We start from the raw sequence: 17,946 nt of genomic DNA on the forward strand, positions 1-17,946 counted from the left end.
GGCATCGAACAGACGCAGGACGGGCTGCTGCGCGGCCAGGTCGGCGCGGTCGAGGTGGAGGTCAACGCGGTCGGCCGCCTGATGTCCGAACTGTCGCGGGACGAGGGGCAGCCGGGCGACGAAATCACCCTGACCATCGATTCGGGTTTGCAGCAGGCCGTGCTGGGGCGGATCGGCGACCAGTCGGCCAGCGCGGTGGTGATGGATTGCCGCAATGGCGAAGTCCTGGCCATGGTCAGCAACCCCTCCTTCGACCCCTCGCTGTTCGACAGCGGGGTCAGTCAGGCGCAGTGGCAGGAATGGGCCACCGATCCGCGCACGCCCCTGATCAACAAGGCGGTGGCGGGCGTTTATCCGCCGGGCTCGACCTTCAAGCCGGCGGTGGCGATGGCGGCATTGCAGGCCGGCACCCTGTCGCCGACCGACCGGATCTTCTGCCCCGGCTATCTCGATGTGGGCGGCACGCGCTTCCATTGCTGGTCGCGCTACGGCCACGGGTCGCTGACCCTCAAGGAAGCCCTGAAATTTTCCTGCGACGTATTCTTCTATGAAGTGGCGCGGCGGACCGGGATGGATGCGATCGCGGCGGCGTCGCACAATTTCGGGCTGGGTACGAACCTGGATATCGAACTGCCGCATACCCGTCCCGGCCTGATCCCGACGCCGGAATGGCGGCGGGCGCATGGCCAGCACTGGAATGGCGGCGATACGATCGTCAGCGGCATCGGCCAGGGCTTCGTGCAGGTGACGCCTCTACAGCTCGCGACCTATGCCTCGCGGATCGCCAGCGGGCGGGCGGTGCAGCCGCATCTGGTGCGCGCGGTCTCCGGCCGGCTGGGCGCGAGTGCCGAGGGGAGCCATTGGCCGGCGCTGGACATGCCCGAACCCTTCCTGAACCAGTTGCGGGTCGGCATGTATGCCGTGGTCAATGAGGAGCACGGGTCCGCACCCAAGGCGCGCCTGGATATTCCGGGGGTGCAGATGGCCGGCAAGACCGGGTCGGCACAGGTGCGCCATGTTTCGCGCGCTCTGCGCGAGAGCGGCCATTTCGATTCGTCCTTGCTGCCGTGGGAATACCGGCCCCATGCGCTGTTCATCTGTTTCGCGCCCTATGATGCGCCGCGCTACGCGGCGGCGATCGTCGTGGAACATGGCAATGCGGGGGCGGCGGTCGCTGCCCCGCTGGCGCGCGATATCATGACCGATACGCTGACCCGCGACCCGTCGAACCGCAAGGAACCGCCGGGTCAGGTAGTCGCGGAAGTCGAGGATTTCGGCTAGGGCATCCGCACCGGAAGCCGCTTCGGTGGACATGCTCCAGTGTATTGTGTTTACCGGCCTCTTCACCTGTCTGGCTGCACGCGTTCAAACAGGCTCCACCCCGGCCGTATCCTCCGGGCTCTGGACATGGGTGGACCGGGCGCGCATGTGTGGCCGCCGTCCGCGCGGCATCGCGGGCATGACTCGGGATCGAGAGCATGAATTTCCAGAAACGGCTGCTGCGCGCCGAACCCAATTTCCGCATCCTGGCCAAGCTGTGGCAGGTCAACTGGCTGTATGTGCTGTTGATCTGCGCGTTGGCCATGGTGGGGTATTGCGCGCTGTATTCCGCCGCCGGCGGGTCGTCGCGCCCGTTCGCGGGGCCGCAGACCATCCGCTTTGCCATCGGGCTGGTCATGATGGTCTGCGTGGCGCTGATGAGCCCCCGTGTGCTCACGCGGTTGGCCTGGCCGCTCTATGGTCTGTCGCTGGTGCTGCTGGTCGCCGTGCTGCGCATGGGTCACGTCGGCAAGGGGGCGGAGCGATGGCTCGTGATCGGCGGCGTGCAACTCCAGCCATCGGAACTGGCCAAGATCGCGCTGGTGCTGGTTCTGGCGACCTGGTTTCATCGCGTCAGCTACCGGCGCATGGTCAATCCGCTGTATCTGCTGCCTCCGGCCGCCATGGTGCTGGTGCCGGTGGGGCTGGTGTTGAAAGAGCCCAATCTGGGCACGGGCGTGATCATCGGGGTCGTGGGGGCCACGGTCTTCTTCGGCGCCGGAATGCGCCTGTGGCAGATCGCGCTGCTGCTGCTGCCGCTGCCGTTTCTGGGCAAGCTCGCCTACAGCCATCTGCACGATTACCAGAAGGCGCGCATCACCACCTTCCTCAACCCCGAGAGCGACCCGCTGGGGGCGGGCTACAACATCATCCAGTCGAAGATCGCGCTCGGCTCGGGCGGCATGTGGGGCCAGGGCTACCTGCACGGCACGCAGGGCCAGTTGAACTTCCTGCCTGAAAAGCAGACGGACTTCATCTTCACCATGATCGCCGAGGAATGGGGCTATGTCGGCGGGATCGCGGTAATCGGGCTGCTGATGCTGATGGTGGTCGGCGGCATGCTGATCGCCATGCGCAGCCGCAACCAGTTCGGGCGTTTGCTGGGGTTGGGGATCGCGACCAATTTCTTCCTGTATTGCGCGGTCAACCTGTCGATGGTGATGGGGACGATCCCGGTCGGCGGCGTGCCATTGCCTCTGATTTCCTATGGCGGTTCGGCCATGCTGACGGTGATGTTCGGCTTCGGCCTGCTGATGTCCGCCTGGGTCCATCGCAACGACCAGTTCGGCGAGGGCGAGGACCGGTCGTGACCGGGCTTCGGCCGGTCGATGAAGCGACCGCGCGTGCCTATCGGCGCAGCCTGTATCGCGCGGGCGGAATTTCGGTGCGGGTCGGCCAGCGCCCGCTGCCCGATGGTCCAGAGGGGTCTGGATGGTGGCGGCGGGGCGATGTGGTCTTTGTCAGTGCCGCAAATCCGGGCGGCCGCCGCCGGCCGGATGGCTGGAATCGCCGCCGGATGCGGGCTCTGGCGGGGCGTCTCGCGGGCTGCGAACGCCATGAAGGCGAGGGCAGGCTGGGGCAATGGGCCGAGCCATTGTTCGCCGCGTGCCTGCCATTGGCGCGCGCGCGGGTGATTGCCCGCCATTTCGGGCAGAACGCGGTTCTGCTCGTGCGGGACGGCGGTCCGGGGCGGCTGGTATTTCTTGATGGACGCGGATGACATTCTTCTTTTCCGAAGAAAAAGAAGAATAAAGACTGTTATTCGCCTGTCATATGCTTGCTGGAAAAGTGCTTCAGCAAATCAAAATTCGTGTCTTTTGTCTGAAACCGCAATTCCCCACCCGGCCCGATCGCCGGGTGGGGAAAAAATCAGCCCTCGATCTGGCTGAAATCCGCGATCAGCACAGTCATGCGCCGCAGTTCCGCAAGCAGGCGCAGCCGGTTCAGGCGCAGGTCGGCGCGGTCGGCATTGACCGTGACGGCTTCGAAGAAGCGGTCCAGCACCGGCCGCAGGCGCGCGGCCTCGCGCATCGCGTCCGTGTAGCGTTCGCTGGCGATCGCGGCTTCGACGGCGGGAATGACATCCAGCAGCATGTTGGCCAGATCCCGTTCCTCGGCCTGCTCATACAGCGTCGGGTCGGGGGTGCCGTCGTGCGGCCCGTCCTTGCGGTCTTCGATCCGCAGGATGTTGGCGGCGCGCTTCGTGGCTGCCAGCAGGTTTCGTCCGTCATCGGTGGCCAGCATGGCGGCCAGCGCGTCGGTGCGGGCCAGCAGGCGCGTGATGTCGCTGTCCTCATTGCCGCTGGAAATCGCGGCCAGGATATCGTGGCGTGCGCCCTCGGCGCGCAACTGCACGCGCAGACGCTCGGCCACGAAGCCGGGCAGCAGCGTCAGGTCCGGTGCGTCGCGCAGGGCCTCGGGCAGGGCGTCGGCCGCCAGCACGAACAGCCGGACCAGATCCAGCCGCAGCGCGTTTTCCCGGATGATACGGATGATGCCCAGAGCAGCGCGGCGCAGCGCGTAGGGGTCGCCCGAGCCGCCGGGCTTCTCGCCAGCCGCGAAGAAGGCGGTCAGGCTGTCGATCTTGTCGGCCAGTGCGACTGCGATCGAGACCGGCGATGTCGGCACACCGTCATTCTGGCCGCGCGGCATGTAATGCTCGGCAACGGCGGTGGCGACGCTGGCAGACTCGCCGTCATGCCGGGCGTAGTACGATCCCATCACGCCCTGAAGCTCGGGGAACTCCCCCACCATGCCGGTGGTCAGATCGGCCTTGGCCAACAGGGCGGCGCGCTCGGCTTCGGCGACCGGGGCACCCACCATCGGTGCCAGCAGGCCGGCCAGACGGACGATGCGCCGCACGCGCTCGCCCTGGCTGCCGAGGGCGGCATGGAAGACGATGGCATCCAGCGCCGCCACCCGGCCGGCCAAGGGGCGGGCGCGGTCCAGATCCCAGAAATGGCGGGCGTCGGCGAAGCGTGCGCGCAGCACCCGTTCGTTGCCCGCGATGGTCAGCGCGCCGCCGTCCGTGGGCTGAAGATTGGCGACGAAGGCGAAACGCGGGGCGGCGGAGCCGTCGTCACGGACCAGCGCGAAATAGCGCTGGTTGACGCGCATCGACACCTGCATGACCTCGGGCGGTAGGTCCATGAAGGTCTCGTCGATCCGGCCCAGGAACGGCACCGGCCATTCGGTCAGCCCCGCGACTTCCTCCACCAGGCCCGGATCGGCGACGACGCGCAGCCCTTCCTCGGCGGCCAGTCGCGCGGTGCCTTCCGCGATCAGCATGCGACGCTCGGCTGCATCGACCAGAACCTGCCGGGCGCGCAGGCCCTCGCGCCAGTCGGCGGCACCGGTTACGGCGAAGGCGCCGGGGGCGGTAAAGCGGTGGCCCTCGGTCAGTCGGCCGGCGCGCAGGCCGTGACCGTTATCCTCACCGTCGGCCAGCGCGATATCGACGACCTCGCCATCCAGCAGGCACAGGATGCGGCGCAGGGGCCGGACCCAGGTGAAGGCGCTGCCCTCGCCCCAGCGCATGGATTTGGGCCAGGGAAAGCGCCGCAGGAGAGGCGGCAGAATTTCGGCGATGCGGGTAGCCGCCTCGACCGGCGGAACGGTGCGATTAAGCACCCAGAAGCCGCCTTCCAGCACCAGATCGTCCTGGCTGACGCCATGCTTGCGGGTAAAGCCGGCCAGGGCCTTTTCCGGCGCGCCTTCGCGCGGGCCGCGTTCGGCGATGGTGGTGCCGGGAACGGTGCCGTCCAGCACCAGGGTCAGGGCGATGCGGCGCGGACCGGCGAAGGCGGTGGCATCGCGCGGGTTCAGCGGGGCAAGGGCCTCGGTGACCAGCCGCAGCAGGTCGTCCGCCCCGCGCGCCTGCATGCGCGCGGGGATTTCCTCGGAAAACAGTTCAAGCAGAAATTCGGGCATGACTTATTCCTCGCCGGCCAGCCATGCGTCGCAGCAGCGTCGGGCCAGGGCCCTGACGCGGCCGATATAGGAGGCGCGCTCGCTGACACTGATCACGCCGCGCGCGTCCAGCAGGTTGAACAGATGGCTGGCCTTCAGGCACTGGTCGTAGGCGGGCTGGGCGATACCGGCTTCCGCCAGCGCCGTGGCCTCGCGCTCGGCGTCGATGAAATGGCGATGCAGCATCTCGGTGTCGGCCAGTTCGAAATTATGGCGCGAATAATCCCGCTCGGCGCGCAGGAAAACGTCGCCATAGGTCAGGCCCTGGCCGTTGAAATCGAGATCATAGACATTCTCGACCCCCTGGACGTACATCGCCAGCCGCTCCAGCCCGTAGGTCAGTTCGGTGGACGGCAGCACGGTGGGGATGCCGCCGACCTGCTGGAAATAGGTGAACTGCGTCACCTCCATCCCGTCGCACCAGACTTCCCAGCCCAGTCCCCAGGCGCCGATCGTGGGGTTCTCCCAATCGTCCTCGACAAAGCGGATGTCGTGTTCCAGCGGGTCGATGCCGATGGCGCGATAGCTGTCCAGCAACAGTTTCTGGCTGTCCTCGGGCGTCGGCTTCAGCAGCACCTGGTACTGATAATAATGTTGCAGCCGGTTCGGATTCTCGCCGTACCGTCCGTCGGAGGGCCGGCGGCAGGGCTGGACATAGGCTGCCTTCCACGGCCGCTTGCCCAGCGCGCGCAGGGTGGTGTGCGGCGAGAGCGTACCGGCCCCGACCTCGGTATCGTATGGTTGCAGGATGGCGCAGCCCTGTGCGGACCAGAACTGATGCAGTTTCAGGATCAGGTCCTGAAAGGACAGGGGGCGAGGCGCGGAGGCCGGGACCATGGACGGGGATGCTCCGGTAAGCGATGGAAAACGCATGCCATCCGGCACGCACAGGGGCCGCACCATACAGCCATGAGGCGCGGATCGAAAGGCGGCGCGTAGCGGGGCAGGCTGGGCTTGCGCAATCCATGCGTGCGGGCCACATCTAGGCTTGGCACTCTTGTCGGAGACAGGGACGAAAAGATGAATACCGAAGAACGCGACCTGATCACGAAGTTCGTCGCCCGGGTGGGGGGCGCGCCGCAGGGGGGCTTCGGCAGCGTTCCTGCGACAACGCCCAATCTGCCGCCGATCGACCCGGAGGCCGACCAGTTCATCGGCCAGATGTTCCAGCAATATCCCGAGGCCCGCTACCGCGTGACCCAGATGGCGGTGGTGCAGGAAGCGGCGCTGGTGGCGGCGCAGAATCGCATCCAGCAGTTGCAGTGGCAGCTTCAGCAGGCGCAGCAGGCCCTCCAGGCGCAGCAGCAGCAGCGCCCCGCCGGCAGTGGCGGCGGCATTTTCGGCGGCCTGTTCGGCGGTGGCCAGCGCGCGCAGGCGGCACCTCCGCCGGGTTGGGGCCAGCAGGCCGCTCCGCCGCCGCCTCAGCCGCAGCAGGGCTATCCGATGGGAATGCAGCCGGGGATGTTTCCGGCGCGTGGCTCCGGCTTCCTCGGGTCGGCCCTGACGACGGCGGCCGGCGTCGCGGGCGGCATGATGGTGGGCAACGCCCTGACCGACCTGTTCAGTGGCCATCATGACGCCGGGGGCTTCGGTGGCGCCGGGGCGGGTGGCGAGACGATCATCAACAACAATTACGGGGCGGCTCCGGGGGCCGACCCGTTCGGTGGCGGCGGGACCGATGTCGATCCGGGCTTCGATGCCGGCGGTGGAGACGGCGGCGGTGACTGGGGCGGTGGCGGCGACGACAATTTCTGAGCCGCGCTGATTTCGGCGACGATGAAAGGCGGCCCGAAAGGGCCGCCGTTTTTTGTGTTCGGGGGAGAATCTGCCCTCCGCTCACATTGCCGCGAGGGTGATTGATATCAAACATGAATGAGTGTTATTCAGAAATCGGCCACTAAGGCCATTTCCTCTGTGTCGTCTCATCCGCGGGAAACCGGGGCCGAAAGGCTCCGGTTTTTCCGTTTTGGGGCCGTGCCATCCTCAACCATTCGGGAGGACGGGAACGAGGCGGTTTTCGCCGCGTTGCGGGTATCAGGCCACAACGTTTCGAGAATGGAGAGGCACTATGTCCATCACCGACTCCGCAACGACGCTTGGCGATTTCCTGACCGGCGCCACTTACGATCATTCGGGCCTGGTGACCGCGATCCACGAATATCTGGACGGCGTGAAGCGCGAGCATGGGGTGAACGGCTTCGCCGATCGCGCCGTCGCCGCGGGCTATGGCGATATGGTCGCGCGCTGGAGGGCCGACGGCAACACCGGTCCCATAACCGAGGACATGGTGCGCACCCTGATCGCGCAACATGACCTGGAGCATTTCGCCGCCCAGACCGGCCTGTCGGTACCGGCCGTGGTCACGATCCTGGCGAAACAATTGCCGATCGTGATCTACAAGCGGGCGCACGCGGTCGAACCGCACTGACTTGGCCGACTTGACATCGTGAACGGGTACGGGCGGGGTGATGAAGACGGTCAGGAAGGGAAGACGGCGTGCTGATTCGTGCCGGTTATGACATTGCCCTGACGGTTCAGGCCCCGACCGCGATGGTACTGATGCTTGAGGTCCATCCGGATCGCGAGCCGGACCTGATGACCCCCCAGACCCCGATCTTCGACCCGCCCGTACCGGCACAGCGTTATCTCGACGGGTTCGGCAATCGCTGCACCCGCGTTTTGGCGCCGGCCGGCACATTGCGCACCAGCCTGTCCTTCGTCATCGCTGACAGCGGTCTGCCCGACCGGTGGATGCCCGGCGCGCGGGAAGTGCCGGTGGCGGACCTGCCGGCGGACTGCCTGGTGTTCCTGATGGGCAGCCGCTATTGCGAGACCGATCTGCTGTCTTCCATTGCGTGGTCGATGTTCGGCCATCTGGCGCCGGGCTGGGGGCGGGTGCAGGCGATCGTCTCGTTCGTGCACCAGCATATCCGTTTCGACTACCAGCAGGCGCGCCCGACCCGTACGGCCTATGAAGCCTATCAGGAAGGGGTGGGCGTGTGTCGCGATTATGCCCATCTGGCGGTGACGCTCTGCCGCTGCATGAATATTCCCGCCCGTTACTGCACCGGGTATCTGGGCGATATCGGGATTCCGCCGGTCGATTACCCGATGGATTTCTCGGCGTGGTTCGAAGTCTGGCTGGAAGGCCAGTGGTTCACGTTCGATGCGCGGCACAACATGCCCCGGATCGGACGGATCGTGATGGCGCGGGGGCGCGACGCGACGGACGTAGCCCTGACCACGACCTTCGGCCCGGCGGTTCTGTCCAACTTTTTCGTGACGACATATGAGGAATTCGGCTGAAGCGCCGATCGTCCCCGGTCATCATCACCTCGGCCATGTGCGATAAGACTCGCGCGGCTTTTCCTGCTTCCTGTATTGATCGTGTTCATGTCATCCATGGATATCGCCTCGCTTGCCCCAATCGGGCCGGCAGACCGCTCACGCACGTCTCTCGGATGGGGCATTGTGGGCACGGGTGTTATCGCCCGTCATTTCGCCGAAGACCTTGCGCGCGTTCCCGGTTGCCATCTGGCGGGTGTCTCGTCCCGCACGATGGAGAGGGCCGCGCAATTCGCCGGCCTTTACGGCGGGGTCGCGTATGAGGGTCATGACGCGCTGTTGCAGGATGCGCGTGTTGACGCGGTGTATATCGCCACGCCCAATTCATCTCATTTTTCCATGGCCTGGGCCGCCATCGAAAGCGGCAAGAGCGTTCTCGTCGAGAAGCCACTGGTTGTGAATGTGGAGCAGGCCGAACGCCTGATCGGCTTTGCCAGAGAACGGAATGTCTTCCTGATGGAAGGCGTGTGGTGCCGCTTCCTGCCGGCGATCCGGTTCGTGCAACAGGCTCTGGACCGGGGCTCGATTGGAACGGTGCGCAGCGTGACGGGGGAACTCGCGTTTCGACATCCCTACGATGCGACGGACCGATTCTTCGACCCTCTTCAGGGAGGAGGCGCCCTGCTCGATCTGGGATGTTATCTGGTGTCCCTTTCGCTCATGCTCCTGGGACGGCCCGATACGGTTTCAGGCGCATGGTGCGCCGCGCCGACAGGGGTCGATCGGACGGCGCGTCTGGACCTGGATTTCGGTGGCGTTCCGGCGACCCTGCGGTGCGCGTTCGACAATACGGGTGGCAATCTGTTCGTGATCGAAGGCACGCGGGGGGCGCTTGTCCTGCCATCCCCTTTCATCGGCGCGCGCCAGGTGCTGGAGACCGGACCTGCCATAGGCAGGACTATTCGGGCGTTGGGTAAAAGCCCGTTTGCAGCGCGCCTTTTCTCGAAAATCGCACGGAAGCTGCCCCTGCCGGGTGTCCGGCGCCATGCTTTTGATTTTCCGGGATATGGGCTGCAATTTGAAATAGAGGCAGCGACACGGGCCATACAAAGCGGCGAGACGGCGGCTACGCTTTCTCCGCCCGATGAAACGCTGGAAGTGCTGAAGATTATCCAGACAATACGTGATCTGCCGTGTTCCTGAGGGAAGGCGACGGCATAGTAAGAAAACCCTCGTTCTTTTTTTGAAAAAAGAACCGGAGAACCCTGATTCGTTCAGGACCATCATGCCGGGTCATGCTCTGGTTCAAGAGCGGACCGGAAATCTTTCTTCTTCTTTTCTTCGGAAAAGAAGAGTGGCGCACGCAATGTGATCGGGGAAAGAAGATGGTGAGCCGGGTGGGATTCGAACCCACGACCATTCGATTAAAAGTCGAATGCTCTACCGACTGAGCTACCGGCTCACCGGGACCGCTTGGCGGTGCGGCCCCGGGTACCGGCTTCAGGCGGTCAAGTCAACCATCAAAGCGGCTGACGCGATGCGCTTTGTCGCTCAGGCCGCGACCGGACGCATGGAAATGATGCGATCGGGGTCCTGCACCACGCCGCTCTGGCCCGCGCCGCGCTTGACCTGGTCGATATGCTCCATGCCTTCGACCACCTGGCCGACGATGGTGTACTGACCGTCCAGATGGGGCGAGGGCTCGAACATGATGAAGAACTGGCTGTTCGCGCTGTCGGGGTTCATGGTGCGGGCCATGCCGACCGTGCCGCGCTCGAACTTCGCCGCACGGGTGAATTCGGCCTTCAGGTCGGGCAGGTGGCTGCCGCTGGTGCCGGTGCCGGTCGGGTCGCCGCCCTGCGCCATGAAGCCGTGGATGACGCGGTGGAAGGGCGTGTTGTCGTAGAACCCCTCGGCGGCCAGCGTGCGAATCCGCTCGGCAGCCAGCGGCGCCAGGTCGGGGCGGAGCTGGATGATCACATGGCCGGTCTTCAGCTCCACGTCGATCAGGTCGGCCTTCGGTGCGGTGTCAGACATCGTTCGTATTCCAGTTTGCTTGCGTGCCGCGCGGCAAGGGGCCGCGCGACCGGCGTTATCCCCCCAGCCGCGCCAGGATGCGCTGGCGGGTGAAGGGGGGAACGAAGCTGGTGATGTCGCCGCCCAGGCGGGCGACCTCCTTCACCAGCCGCGAAGAGATATATTGGCTGCGCTCGGTGGCCATCAGGAACACCGTCTCGATATCGGGGGCCAGATGATGGTTCATGCCGAACATCTGGACCTCGTAATCGAAATCGGTGACCACCCGCAGCCCGCGCACGATCAGGGTCGCCCCATGGGTGCGCGCCTCCTCGACCAGCAGGTTGCTGAACCCGATGACCGAGATCTGGCTGCCCGTCCGTTCGGCGATGGGACGGGTTTCCTCCGTGACGCAGGTGATGCGCTCGTCCAGCGGCATCAATGGCTGCTTGCCGGAATTTTCCGCCACACCGATGATCAGCCGGTCAACCAGCCGCGCCGCACGCTCGACGATATCCAGGTGACCGGTGGTCACCGGGTCGAACGTGCCGGGATAGAAGCCCGTGCGCGGCCCGGTATCAGGCATCGGGGGTCTCCTCGGGGGCGGCATCTTCCTCCGCCGCGTCGTCGCCCTCATCGTCATTTTCCATGACGGGGAAGACGCTGATGACGTGCTCGGTGGCGTCCAGCCGGAACAGCGTCACACCGCTGGCCTGCCGCGACATGACGCGGATCTGATCGACCGGCACGCGGATCAGGCGGCCGGCATCCGTGACCAGCATGACATCCGTGCCGCCGATCACCGGCAGGGTGGCCACGACCTCGTTCCCGCGCTTGCCGGAGGTGAAGGACATGTTGGAGATACCCTGGCCGCCACGGCCGCTCACACGATAATCGTAGGCCGACGACCGGCGCCCGAAACCCGCATTGCTGACGATCAGCAGGATTTCCTCGGCCAGTTCGAGTTCGGCGAATCGTTCCGGATCAATGACCGAATCGGCCGGTACCGCTTCTTCGTCCGATGCGTCGGGGCTGTCGTTCGCAGCTTCGTCGGCGTCCTCGCCCCCCTGGCTGGCCGCGAGTTCCGCGCGGCGGCGGGCGTTGGCCAGCCGCAGATACGATGCGCGTTCCTCGACCGTCGCCTCGACATGGTTCAGCACGCACAGGCTGTTGACCTCGTCGCCCTCGCCGAGGCGGATGCCGCGCACGCCCGAACTGTCACGCCCGGCAAAGACGCGCAACGTGTCGTCCGTAATCTGGAAGCGGATGCAGCGCGCCTTGCGCGTGGCCAGGAACACGTCCTGCCCCTCGCGACAGGTCGCGACCCCGATCAGCCGGTCGCCTTCATCCAGCTTCATCGCGATCAGGCCCGAGGAGCGGATATTGCGGAAATCGCTCAGCCGGTTGCGGCGCACGGTGCCCGAGGCGGTGGCGAAGACCAGATGCAGGTTCTCCCACAGCGTCTCGTCCTGCGGCAGAGGCAGGACTGCCGTGATCGAATCGCCGCCCAGGTCGGGCAGCAGGTTGATCAGCGCCCGGCCCTTGGCCGTCGGGCTGGCCTCGGGCAGGCGCCAGACCTTCTCGCGATACGCCTTGCCGCCCGAGGAGAAGAACAGCACCCATTGATGGGTATGGGCGTTGAACGACCGCACCACGATGTCGTCGCCCCGGCGGCCGGCGGCGGTGCGGCCACGCCCGCCGCGATTCTGCGCGCGGAAGATGTCCAGCGGCGTGCGCTTGATGAAGCCCTCGCGCGTGATCGTCACCACCATCTGGCCGGGTTCGATCAGGCTTTCGTCCGTCTGGTCGCCGGCATAATCGGCGATCTCGGTCATGCGCGGGGTGGCGAGTTCGGCGCGGATCGCCGCCAGCTCCTCCCGCATCACGTTCATGCGGCGCGGGCGGCTGGCGATGATCTCCAGAAGGTCGCTGATCTTTTCCGCGACTTCGGAAAGTTCCTGCTGGATCTTCTCGCGCTCCAGCCCGGTCAGGCGTTGCAGGCGCAACTCCAGGATGCCACGGGCCTGGGCCTCGGTCAGGTGGACCTTGCCCTCGACGATCACGTTGCCTTCGTCGAGGATCAGGGCCAGCAGCGGCTCGATATCGGCGGCGTCCCACGGCGTGGTCATCAGCGCGGCGCGGGCGCTGGCGGCGTCGGGGGCGGCGCGGATCAGCGCGATCACGGCGTCGATATTCGCCACCGCGATGACCAGCCCGACCAGCAGATGGGCGCGGTCGCGCGCCTTCATCAGGTCGTGGCGGGCGCGACGCAGGATGACTTCTTCACGGAAGGTGATGAAGGCTTCCAGCACGTCCTTCAGCCCCATCAGGCGGGGCTGGCCGTTATCCAGCGCCAGCATGTTGACCCCGAACGAGGTCTGAAGCTGGGTGAAGCGGTAGAGATGGTTCAGCACCACTTCCGGCGTGGCGTCGCGCTTGACCTCGATGACGATGCGCATGCCCGACCGGTCGCTTTCGTCGCGGATGTCGGAAATGCCTTCGATCTGCTTGGAGCGCACCAGATCGGCGATGCGCTCCTGCAAGGTCGATTTGTTCACCTGATACGGGATCTCGGTGATGATGATCGCGTGGCGGTCGCGATTCAGGTCCTCGATCTCGGCGCGGGCGCGGATGATGACCGAGCCGCGCCCGGTCTCGAACGCGCTGCGGATGCCCGCGCGGCCCAGGATGATGCCGCCGGTCGGGAAGTCCGGCCCCGGCACGATCTTCATCAGGTCTTCGAGCGTCAGGTCCGGCTGCGCGATCAGCGCCAGCGTGGCGTCGATGATCTCGCCCGGATTGTGGGTCGGGATGTTGGTGGCCATGCCGACCGCGATGCCCGAGGCACCGTTGATCAGCAGGTTGGGGAAGGCGGCGGGCAGGATCTTGGGTTCCTGCTCGCTTTCATCGTAGTTCGGCTGGAAATCGACGGTATCGCGGTCGATATCGTCCAGCAGGAAGGACGCGGCCTTGGCCAGACGTGCTTCGGTATAACGCATCGCGGCCGGAGAATCGCCGTCAACCGAGCCGAAATTACCCTGGCCGTCGATCAGCTTCACGCGCATCGACCAGGATTGCGCCATGCGGACCATGGCGTCGTAGATCGAGGAATCGCCGTGCGGATGGTATTTACCCATCACGTCACCGACCGCGCGGGCCGATTTGCGATAGGGCTTGTCGTGCGTAAACCCGCTTTCGCGCATCGAATAGAGGATGCGCCGATGGACCGGCTTCAACCCGTCCCGCACGTCCGGCAGGGCGCGGCTGACGATGACCGACATCGCATAGGCGAGGTAGGAGGAACGCATTTCCTCCTCGACGGTTACCGGAACGATGTCGGAAGGGGCCGGCGGCTGCGGCGAGTCGGGAATCTCGGTCAAGGCATATCCGTCATGTCAGTGCCATCTCTCTTGCGCCGGGCGCGCCGGATGGCGGGAACTGGTCCGGCGCAGGTGGATGAGACCACCCTAGCATAGAGTGCCGGCCGGGGAAAAACCGCGCCCGGCGACGAGGCCCGACAGGGCCTCGGGCCGGGCGGAGGCCCGCCTCAGAACGGAATTTCGTCGTCCAGGTCGCTGCCGCCACCGTGCGGGGCGTCCCAGCCGCCACCGCCGGCCGGCGCGCCGGGGCCGCCATGGCTGCCGCCGCCCGCGTTACCGCGTCCGCCGCCGATCTGGCGCGGAGCCGCCGCCGGCGCGCCGTATCCGCCACCGCCGCCGCCGCCGCCATAACCGCCACCGCCATATCCGCCGCCGGCATCATCGCCGCCTTCGCCGCCGCGGTTGCTGTCCAGCAGCACCAGCTCGCCACGGAAACGGTCCACGACCACTTCGGTCGTATAGCGTTCCTGCCCCGACTGGTCGGTCCATTTGCGGGTCTGGAGCGAGCCTTCCAGATAGATTTTGCGGCCCTTGCGCAGGAAACGCTCGGCAACGTCGGCGATGCGCTCGTTGAAGATGACGACGCGATGCCACTCGGTCTTCTCGCGCCGCTCGCCCGATGCCTTGTCGTTCCAGCTATCGCTGGTGGCCAGCGTCAGCGAGACGATCTTGGCGCCGTTCTGGCTGTTCCTGACTTCCGGGTCCTTCCCCAGATTGCCCACGAGGATGACCTTGTTGACGCTACCCGCCATAGTACTGCCCTGCCGCTGTCCGGTCCGGGGCCGCGCACCAGGGCGCCGCCCCCTCAAAAAAAACCGTCCACCCGGACCGGTGCGGTTGGGGGACGGGACTCACCCGCGATCCTAACCCAGATGGCCGCCGGATGATACCTGCATGTGGCCCGCCCGCGCCGGCCGGACGCCGCGCGGCGGTCTTTTCCGGGGGCTGGATCTTGGCGACGGCGGCGGAATCCGGCAGAACAGAGTGTGAACGATGCGCTCCGTCATGCCGGAGCAGAACGGAGATGCGGACATCATGGCGAAGCGATCCGGCCCGGTTGCGGCCGCGCGGACAGAATCGACCCCGCTGCACGGGACGCAGACCATTCGGGTACGCGGCGCGCGGGCGCACAACCTGAAGAATGTCGATGTCGAGATTCCGCGCGATGCGCTGACGGTGGTAACGGGCCTGTCGGGCTCCGGCAAATCGTCGCTGGCGTTCGATACCATCTATGCCGAGGGGCAGCGGCGCTATGTCGAGAGCCTCTCGGCCTATGCGCGGCAGTTCCTGGAACTGATGGGCAAGCCCGATGTGGACGCGATCGAGGGCCTGTCGCCCGCGATTTCCATCGAGCAGAAGACGACCTCGAAGAATCCGCGCTCGACCGTCGGCACGATTACCGAGATCCACGATTACATGCGCCTGCTATGGGCGCGGGCGGGCGTGCCGTATTCCCCGGCCACCGGCCTGCCGATCGAGGCGCAGACCGTCAGCCAGATGGTCGACCGGGTGATGGCGCTGCCCGAGGGCACCCGGCTGATGCTGCTGGCGCCCGTGGTGCGCGACCGCAAGGGCGAGTGCCGCAAGGAACTGGCGGACTTGCAGCGCAAGGGCTTTGCCCGCGTGAAGGTGGACGGCGAACTGTACGAGATCGCCGACGTACCCGACCTGAACCGCAAGCTGCGCCACACGGTCGAGGCCGTGGTGGATCGCGTGGTGGTGCGGCCGGGCGTGGAATCCCGCCTGGCGGACAGTTTCGAGACCGCGCTGGGCCTCTCCGACGGGCTGGTCTATGCCGAGGAAGTGGTGCGCGACGGGGCGGAGGCGCCGCCGCATATCGTGTTTTCCTCGCGCTTCGCGTGCCCGGTCAGCGGTTTTACGCTGGAGGAGATCGAGCCCCGGCTGTTCTCGTTCAACGCCCCGCAGGGGGCCTGCCCGGCCTGCGACGGGATCGGGACCGAGACCTTCTTCGACCCCCACCTGATCGTGCCGGACGAATCGCTGTCGCTGGCGGCCGGGGCCATCGCGCCGTGGCGCAACACGCAGAGCCCCTATTACCAGCAGACGCTGGAAAGCTTGGCCGCCCATTACGGCGTAAAGATGGACACGCCGTGGCGCGACCTGCCGGCGGGCGTGCGCGACATAATCATGGAGGGCGGCGAGGACGAGGTGACCTTCCAGTACCGCGACGGCCGCAAGAGCTACAGCCTGACCAAGCGGTTCGAGGGCGTGGTGGCCAACCTGCGCCGCCGGATGGCCGAGACCGACAGCGTGTGGGTGCGCGAGGAACTGTCGCGCTACCAGTCCGACAAGCCGTGCCATGTGTGCCATGGCGCGCGGCTGCGGCCGGAGGCGCTGTCGGTGCGGGTGGCGAACTGCACCATCGCCCAGGCGTCCGACCTGCCGATCCGCCGGGCGCTGGAATGGTTCGGCACCGTGGAGGCGACGCTGACGCCGCAGCGGGCCGAGATCGCGCGGCGCATCCTGCGCGAGATCCTGGACCGGCTGCGCTTTCTCGACGATGTGGGGCTTGATTACCTGACGCTGTCGCGCGGATCGGCCACGCTGTCGGGCGGCGAGAGCCAGCGCATCCGGCTGGCCAGCCAGATCGGGTCGGGCCTGACGGGCGTGCTGTACGTGCTGGACGAGCCGTCGATCGGCCTGCACCAGCGCGACAACGAGCGGTTGCTGGGCACGTTGCAGCGGCTGAAACGGCTGGGGAATACGCTGATCGTCGTGGAGCATGACGAGGATGCGATCCGCTCGGCCGACTGGCTGATCGACATGGGGCCGGGGGCGGGCGTCAATGGCGGCCATGTGGTGGCGATCGGCACGCCGGAGCAGGTGGCGGCCAACCCGGCCAGCCTGACGGGCGACTATTTGTCGGGCCGCAGGCAGATCGCGGTGCCGGAGAAGCGCCGGCCGGTGGACCCCAAGCGGATGCTGGTGCTGGAAGGGGCCAGCGGCAACAACCTGCATGACGTGACCGCGCGCTTTCCGCTGGGCACCTTTACCTGCGTGACCGGGGTTTCCGGCGGCGGCAAATCCACGCTGGTGATCGATACGCTGTACAAGGCGCTGTCGCGGCACCTGATGGGGTCGGGGCAGAATCCGGCGCCCTATCGCCGGATCGTCGGCATGGACCTGCTGGACAAGATCATTGATATCGACCAGTCGCCGATCGGCCGCACGCCGCGTTCGAACCCCGCGACCTATACCGACCTGTTCACGCCGATCCGCGACTGGTTCGCCGAACTGCCGGAGAGCAAGGCGCGCGGCTACAAGCCCGGCCGGTTCTCGTTCAACGTCAAGGGCGGGCGGTGCGAGGCGTGCCAGGGCGACGGGGTGCTGAAGATCGAGATGCACTTCCTGCCCGACGTGTTCGTGACCTGCGATACCTGCAAGGGCGCGCGCTACAATCGCGAAACGCTGGATGTGAAATTCCGTGGCAAGTCGATCGCCGACGTGCTGGCGATGACGGTGGATGAAGCCCTGCCGTATTTCTCCGCCGTGCCGCGCATCCGCGACCGGCTGGCCATCCTGCAACAGGTCGGGCTGGGCTATGTCGCGCTGGGCCAGCAGGCGACCACGCTTTCAGGCGGCGAGGCGCAGCGGGTGAAACTGTCCAAGGAACTGGCGCGCCGTGCGACGGGCCGCACGTTGTACATCCTCGACGAGCCGACGACGGGCCTGCATTCCGAGGATGTGCGCAAGCTGCTGGACGTGCTGCACGCCCTGGTGGACCAGGGCAATACCGTGCTGGTGATCGAGCATAATCTGGATGTGATCAAGACGGCGGACTGGGTGCTGGACATGGGGCCGGAAGGTGGCGACGGCGGCGGCCGGATCGTGGCCGAGGGCACGCCCGAGGACATCGCGGCCTGTGCGGAAAGCCATACCGGGCGGTTCCTGGCGCCGCTTCTGCCCGCGCCGTCCAAAGGGCGGAAACGCCGCGCGAAAGCCTGAATGCCGCCCG

Annotated in this window: 14 protein-coding genes and 1 tRNA gene; 8 read left to right on the forward strand and 7 right to left on the reverse strand. The window is 66.3% G+C overall.

Annotated features, from left to right (window positions below):
* The 3 genes from mrdA to ABF821_RS07180 all read left to right on the forward strand — a co-directional run.
* Window positions 1-1,281, forward strand: a 1,281-nt coding sequence (gene mrdA, locus ABF821_RS07170) for a penicillin-binding protein 2 (protein ID WP_415529545.1), incomplete at its 5' end; no start/stop codon positions are given.
* 197 nt (window positions 1,282-1,478) lie between these two features.
* Window positions 1,479-2,630 carry a rod shape-determining protein RodA gene (rodA, locus tag ABF821_RS07175; RefSeq protein WP_182972795.1) on the forward strand — a complete coding sequence of 384 codons (1,152 nt, stop codon included), beginning with the start codon at window positions 1,479-1,481 and terminating at the stop codon, window positions 2,628-2,630.
* Complete coding sequence (locus ABF821_RS07180; protein ID WP_415529546.1) at window positions 2,627-3,040, forward strand: DUF3293 domain-containing protein; 414 nt, start codon at window positions 2,627-2,629, stop codon at window positions 3,038-3,040. The genes rodA and ABF821_RS07180 overlap by 4 nt, the downstream gene beginning before the upstream one ends.
* 149 nt (window positions 3,041-3,189) lie before the next feature.
* Here ABF821_RS07180 and glyS read toward each other — a convergent pair whose 3' ends face one another.
* On the reverse strand, window positions 3,190-5,250 hold the full coding sequence (glyS, locus tag ABF821_RS07185; protein WP_415529547.1) for a glycine--tRNA ligase subunit beta: 2,061 nt from the start codon (window positions 5,248-5,250) through the stop codon (window positions 3,190-3,192).
* A gap of 3 nt (window positions 5,251-5,253) precedes the next feature.
* Window positions 5,254-6,126, reverse strand: coding sequence for a glycine--tRNA ligase subunit alpha (locus tag ABF821_RS07190; protein ID WP_114727829.1), 873 nt, complete (start codon window positions 6,124-6,126; stop codon window positions 5,254-5,256).
* A 183-nt stretch (window positions 6,127-6,309) separates the two neighbouring features.
* Between ABF821_RS07190 and ABF821_RS07195 the strand changes: the two genes are divergently transcribed.
* The 4 genes from ABF821_RS07195 to ABF821_RS07210 all read left to right on the forward strand — a co-directional run bounded on the left by ABF821_RS07195 (window position 6,310) and on the right by ABF821_RS07210 (window position 9,777).
* Window positions 6,310-7,044, forward strand: coding sequence for a DUF2076 domain-containing protein (locus ABF821_RS07195; protein WP_182972792.1), 735 nt, complete (start codon window positions 6,310-6,312; stop codon window positions 7,042-7,044).
* A gap of 313 nt (window positions 7,045-7,357) precedes the next feature.
* Entirely contained in the window at window positions 7,358-7,717 is a 360-nt protein-coding gene (locus ABF821_RS07200; RefSeq protein ID WP_182972791.1) for a YidB family protein, read from the forward strand.
* 68 nt (window positions 7,718-7,785) lie between these two features.
* A complete protein-coding gene (locus tag ABF821_RS07205; protein WP_182972790.1) occupies window positions 7,786-8,595 on the forward strand; it encodes a transglutaminase-like domain-containing protein in 810 nt (269 codons plus the stop codon).
* A 165-nt stretch (window positions 8,596-8,760) separates the two neighbouring features.
* Window positions 8,761-9,777 carry a Gfo/Idh/MocA family protein gene (locus ABF821_RS07210; protein ID WP_415529548.1) on the forward strand — a complete coding sequence of 339 codons (1,017 nt, stop codon included), beginning with the start codon at window positions 8,761-8,763 and terminating at the stop codon, window positions 9,775-9,777.
* 183 nt (window positions 9,778-9,960) lie between these two features.
* Here ABF821_RS07210 and ABF821_RS07215 read toward each other — a convergent pair.
* The 5 genes from ABF821_RS07215 to ssb form a co-directional block, all read right to left on the reverse strand.
* A tRNA-Lys gene (locus ABF821_RS07215) sits at window positions 9,961-10,036 on the reverse strand.
* Between the two features lie 89 nt (window positions 10,037-10,125).
* On the reverse strand, window positions 10,126-10,611 hold the full coding sequence (locus ABF821_RS07220) for a peptidylprolyl isomerase (RefSeq protein ID WP_114727825.1): 486 nt from the start codon (window positions 10,609-10,611) through the stop codon (window positions 10,126-10,128).
* 55 nt (window positions 10,612-10,666) lie between these two features.
* Entirely contained in the window at window positions 10,667-11,176 is a 510-nt protein-coding gene (gene coaD / locus ABF821_RS07225) for a pantetheine-phosphate adenylyltransferase (RefSeq protein WP_182972746.1), read from the reverse strand.
* Window positions 11,169-13,970, reverse strand: coding sequence for a DNA gyrase subunit A (gyrA, locus tag ABF821_RS07230; protein ID WP_415529549.1), 2,802 nt, complete (start codon window positions 13,968-13,970; stop codon window positions 11,169-11,171). The genes coaD and gyrA overlap by 8 nt, the downstream gene beginning before the upstream one ends.
* Before the next feature lie 167 nt (window positions 13,971-14,137).
* Window positions 14,138-14,722 carry a single-stranded DNA-binding protein gene (gene ssb / locus ABF821_RS07235; protein ID WP_415529550.1) on the reverse strand — a complete coding sequence of 195 codons (585 nt, stop codon included), beginning with the start codon at window positions 14,720-14,722 and terminating at the stop codon, window positions 14,138-14,140.
* Window positions 14,723-15,005: 283 nt separating this feature from the next.
* Between ssb and uvrA the strand changes: the two genes are divergently transcribed.
* Window positions 15,006-17,936, forward strand: a complete 2,931-nt coding sequence (gene uvrA / locus ABF821_RS07240) for an excinuclease ABC subunit UvrA (RefSeq protein ID WP_415529551.1) — start codon at window positions 15,006-15,008, stop codon at window positions 17,934-17,936.
* Window positions 17,937-17,946 lie beyond the last annotated feature (10 nt).

Source organism: Gluconacetobacter sp., from assembly GCF_047721585.1.
Classification (GTDB): domain Bacteria; phylum Pseudomonadota; class Alphaproteobacteria; order Acetobacterales; family Acetobacteraceae; genus Gluconacetobacter; species Gluconacetobacter dulcium.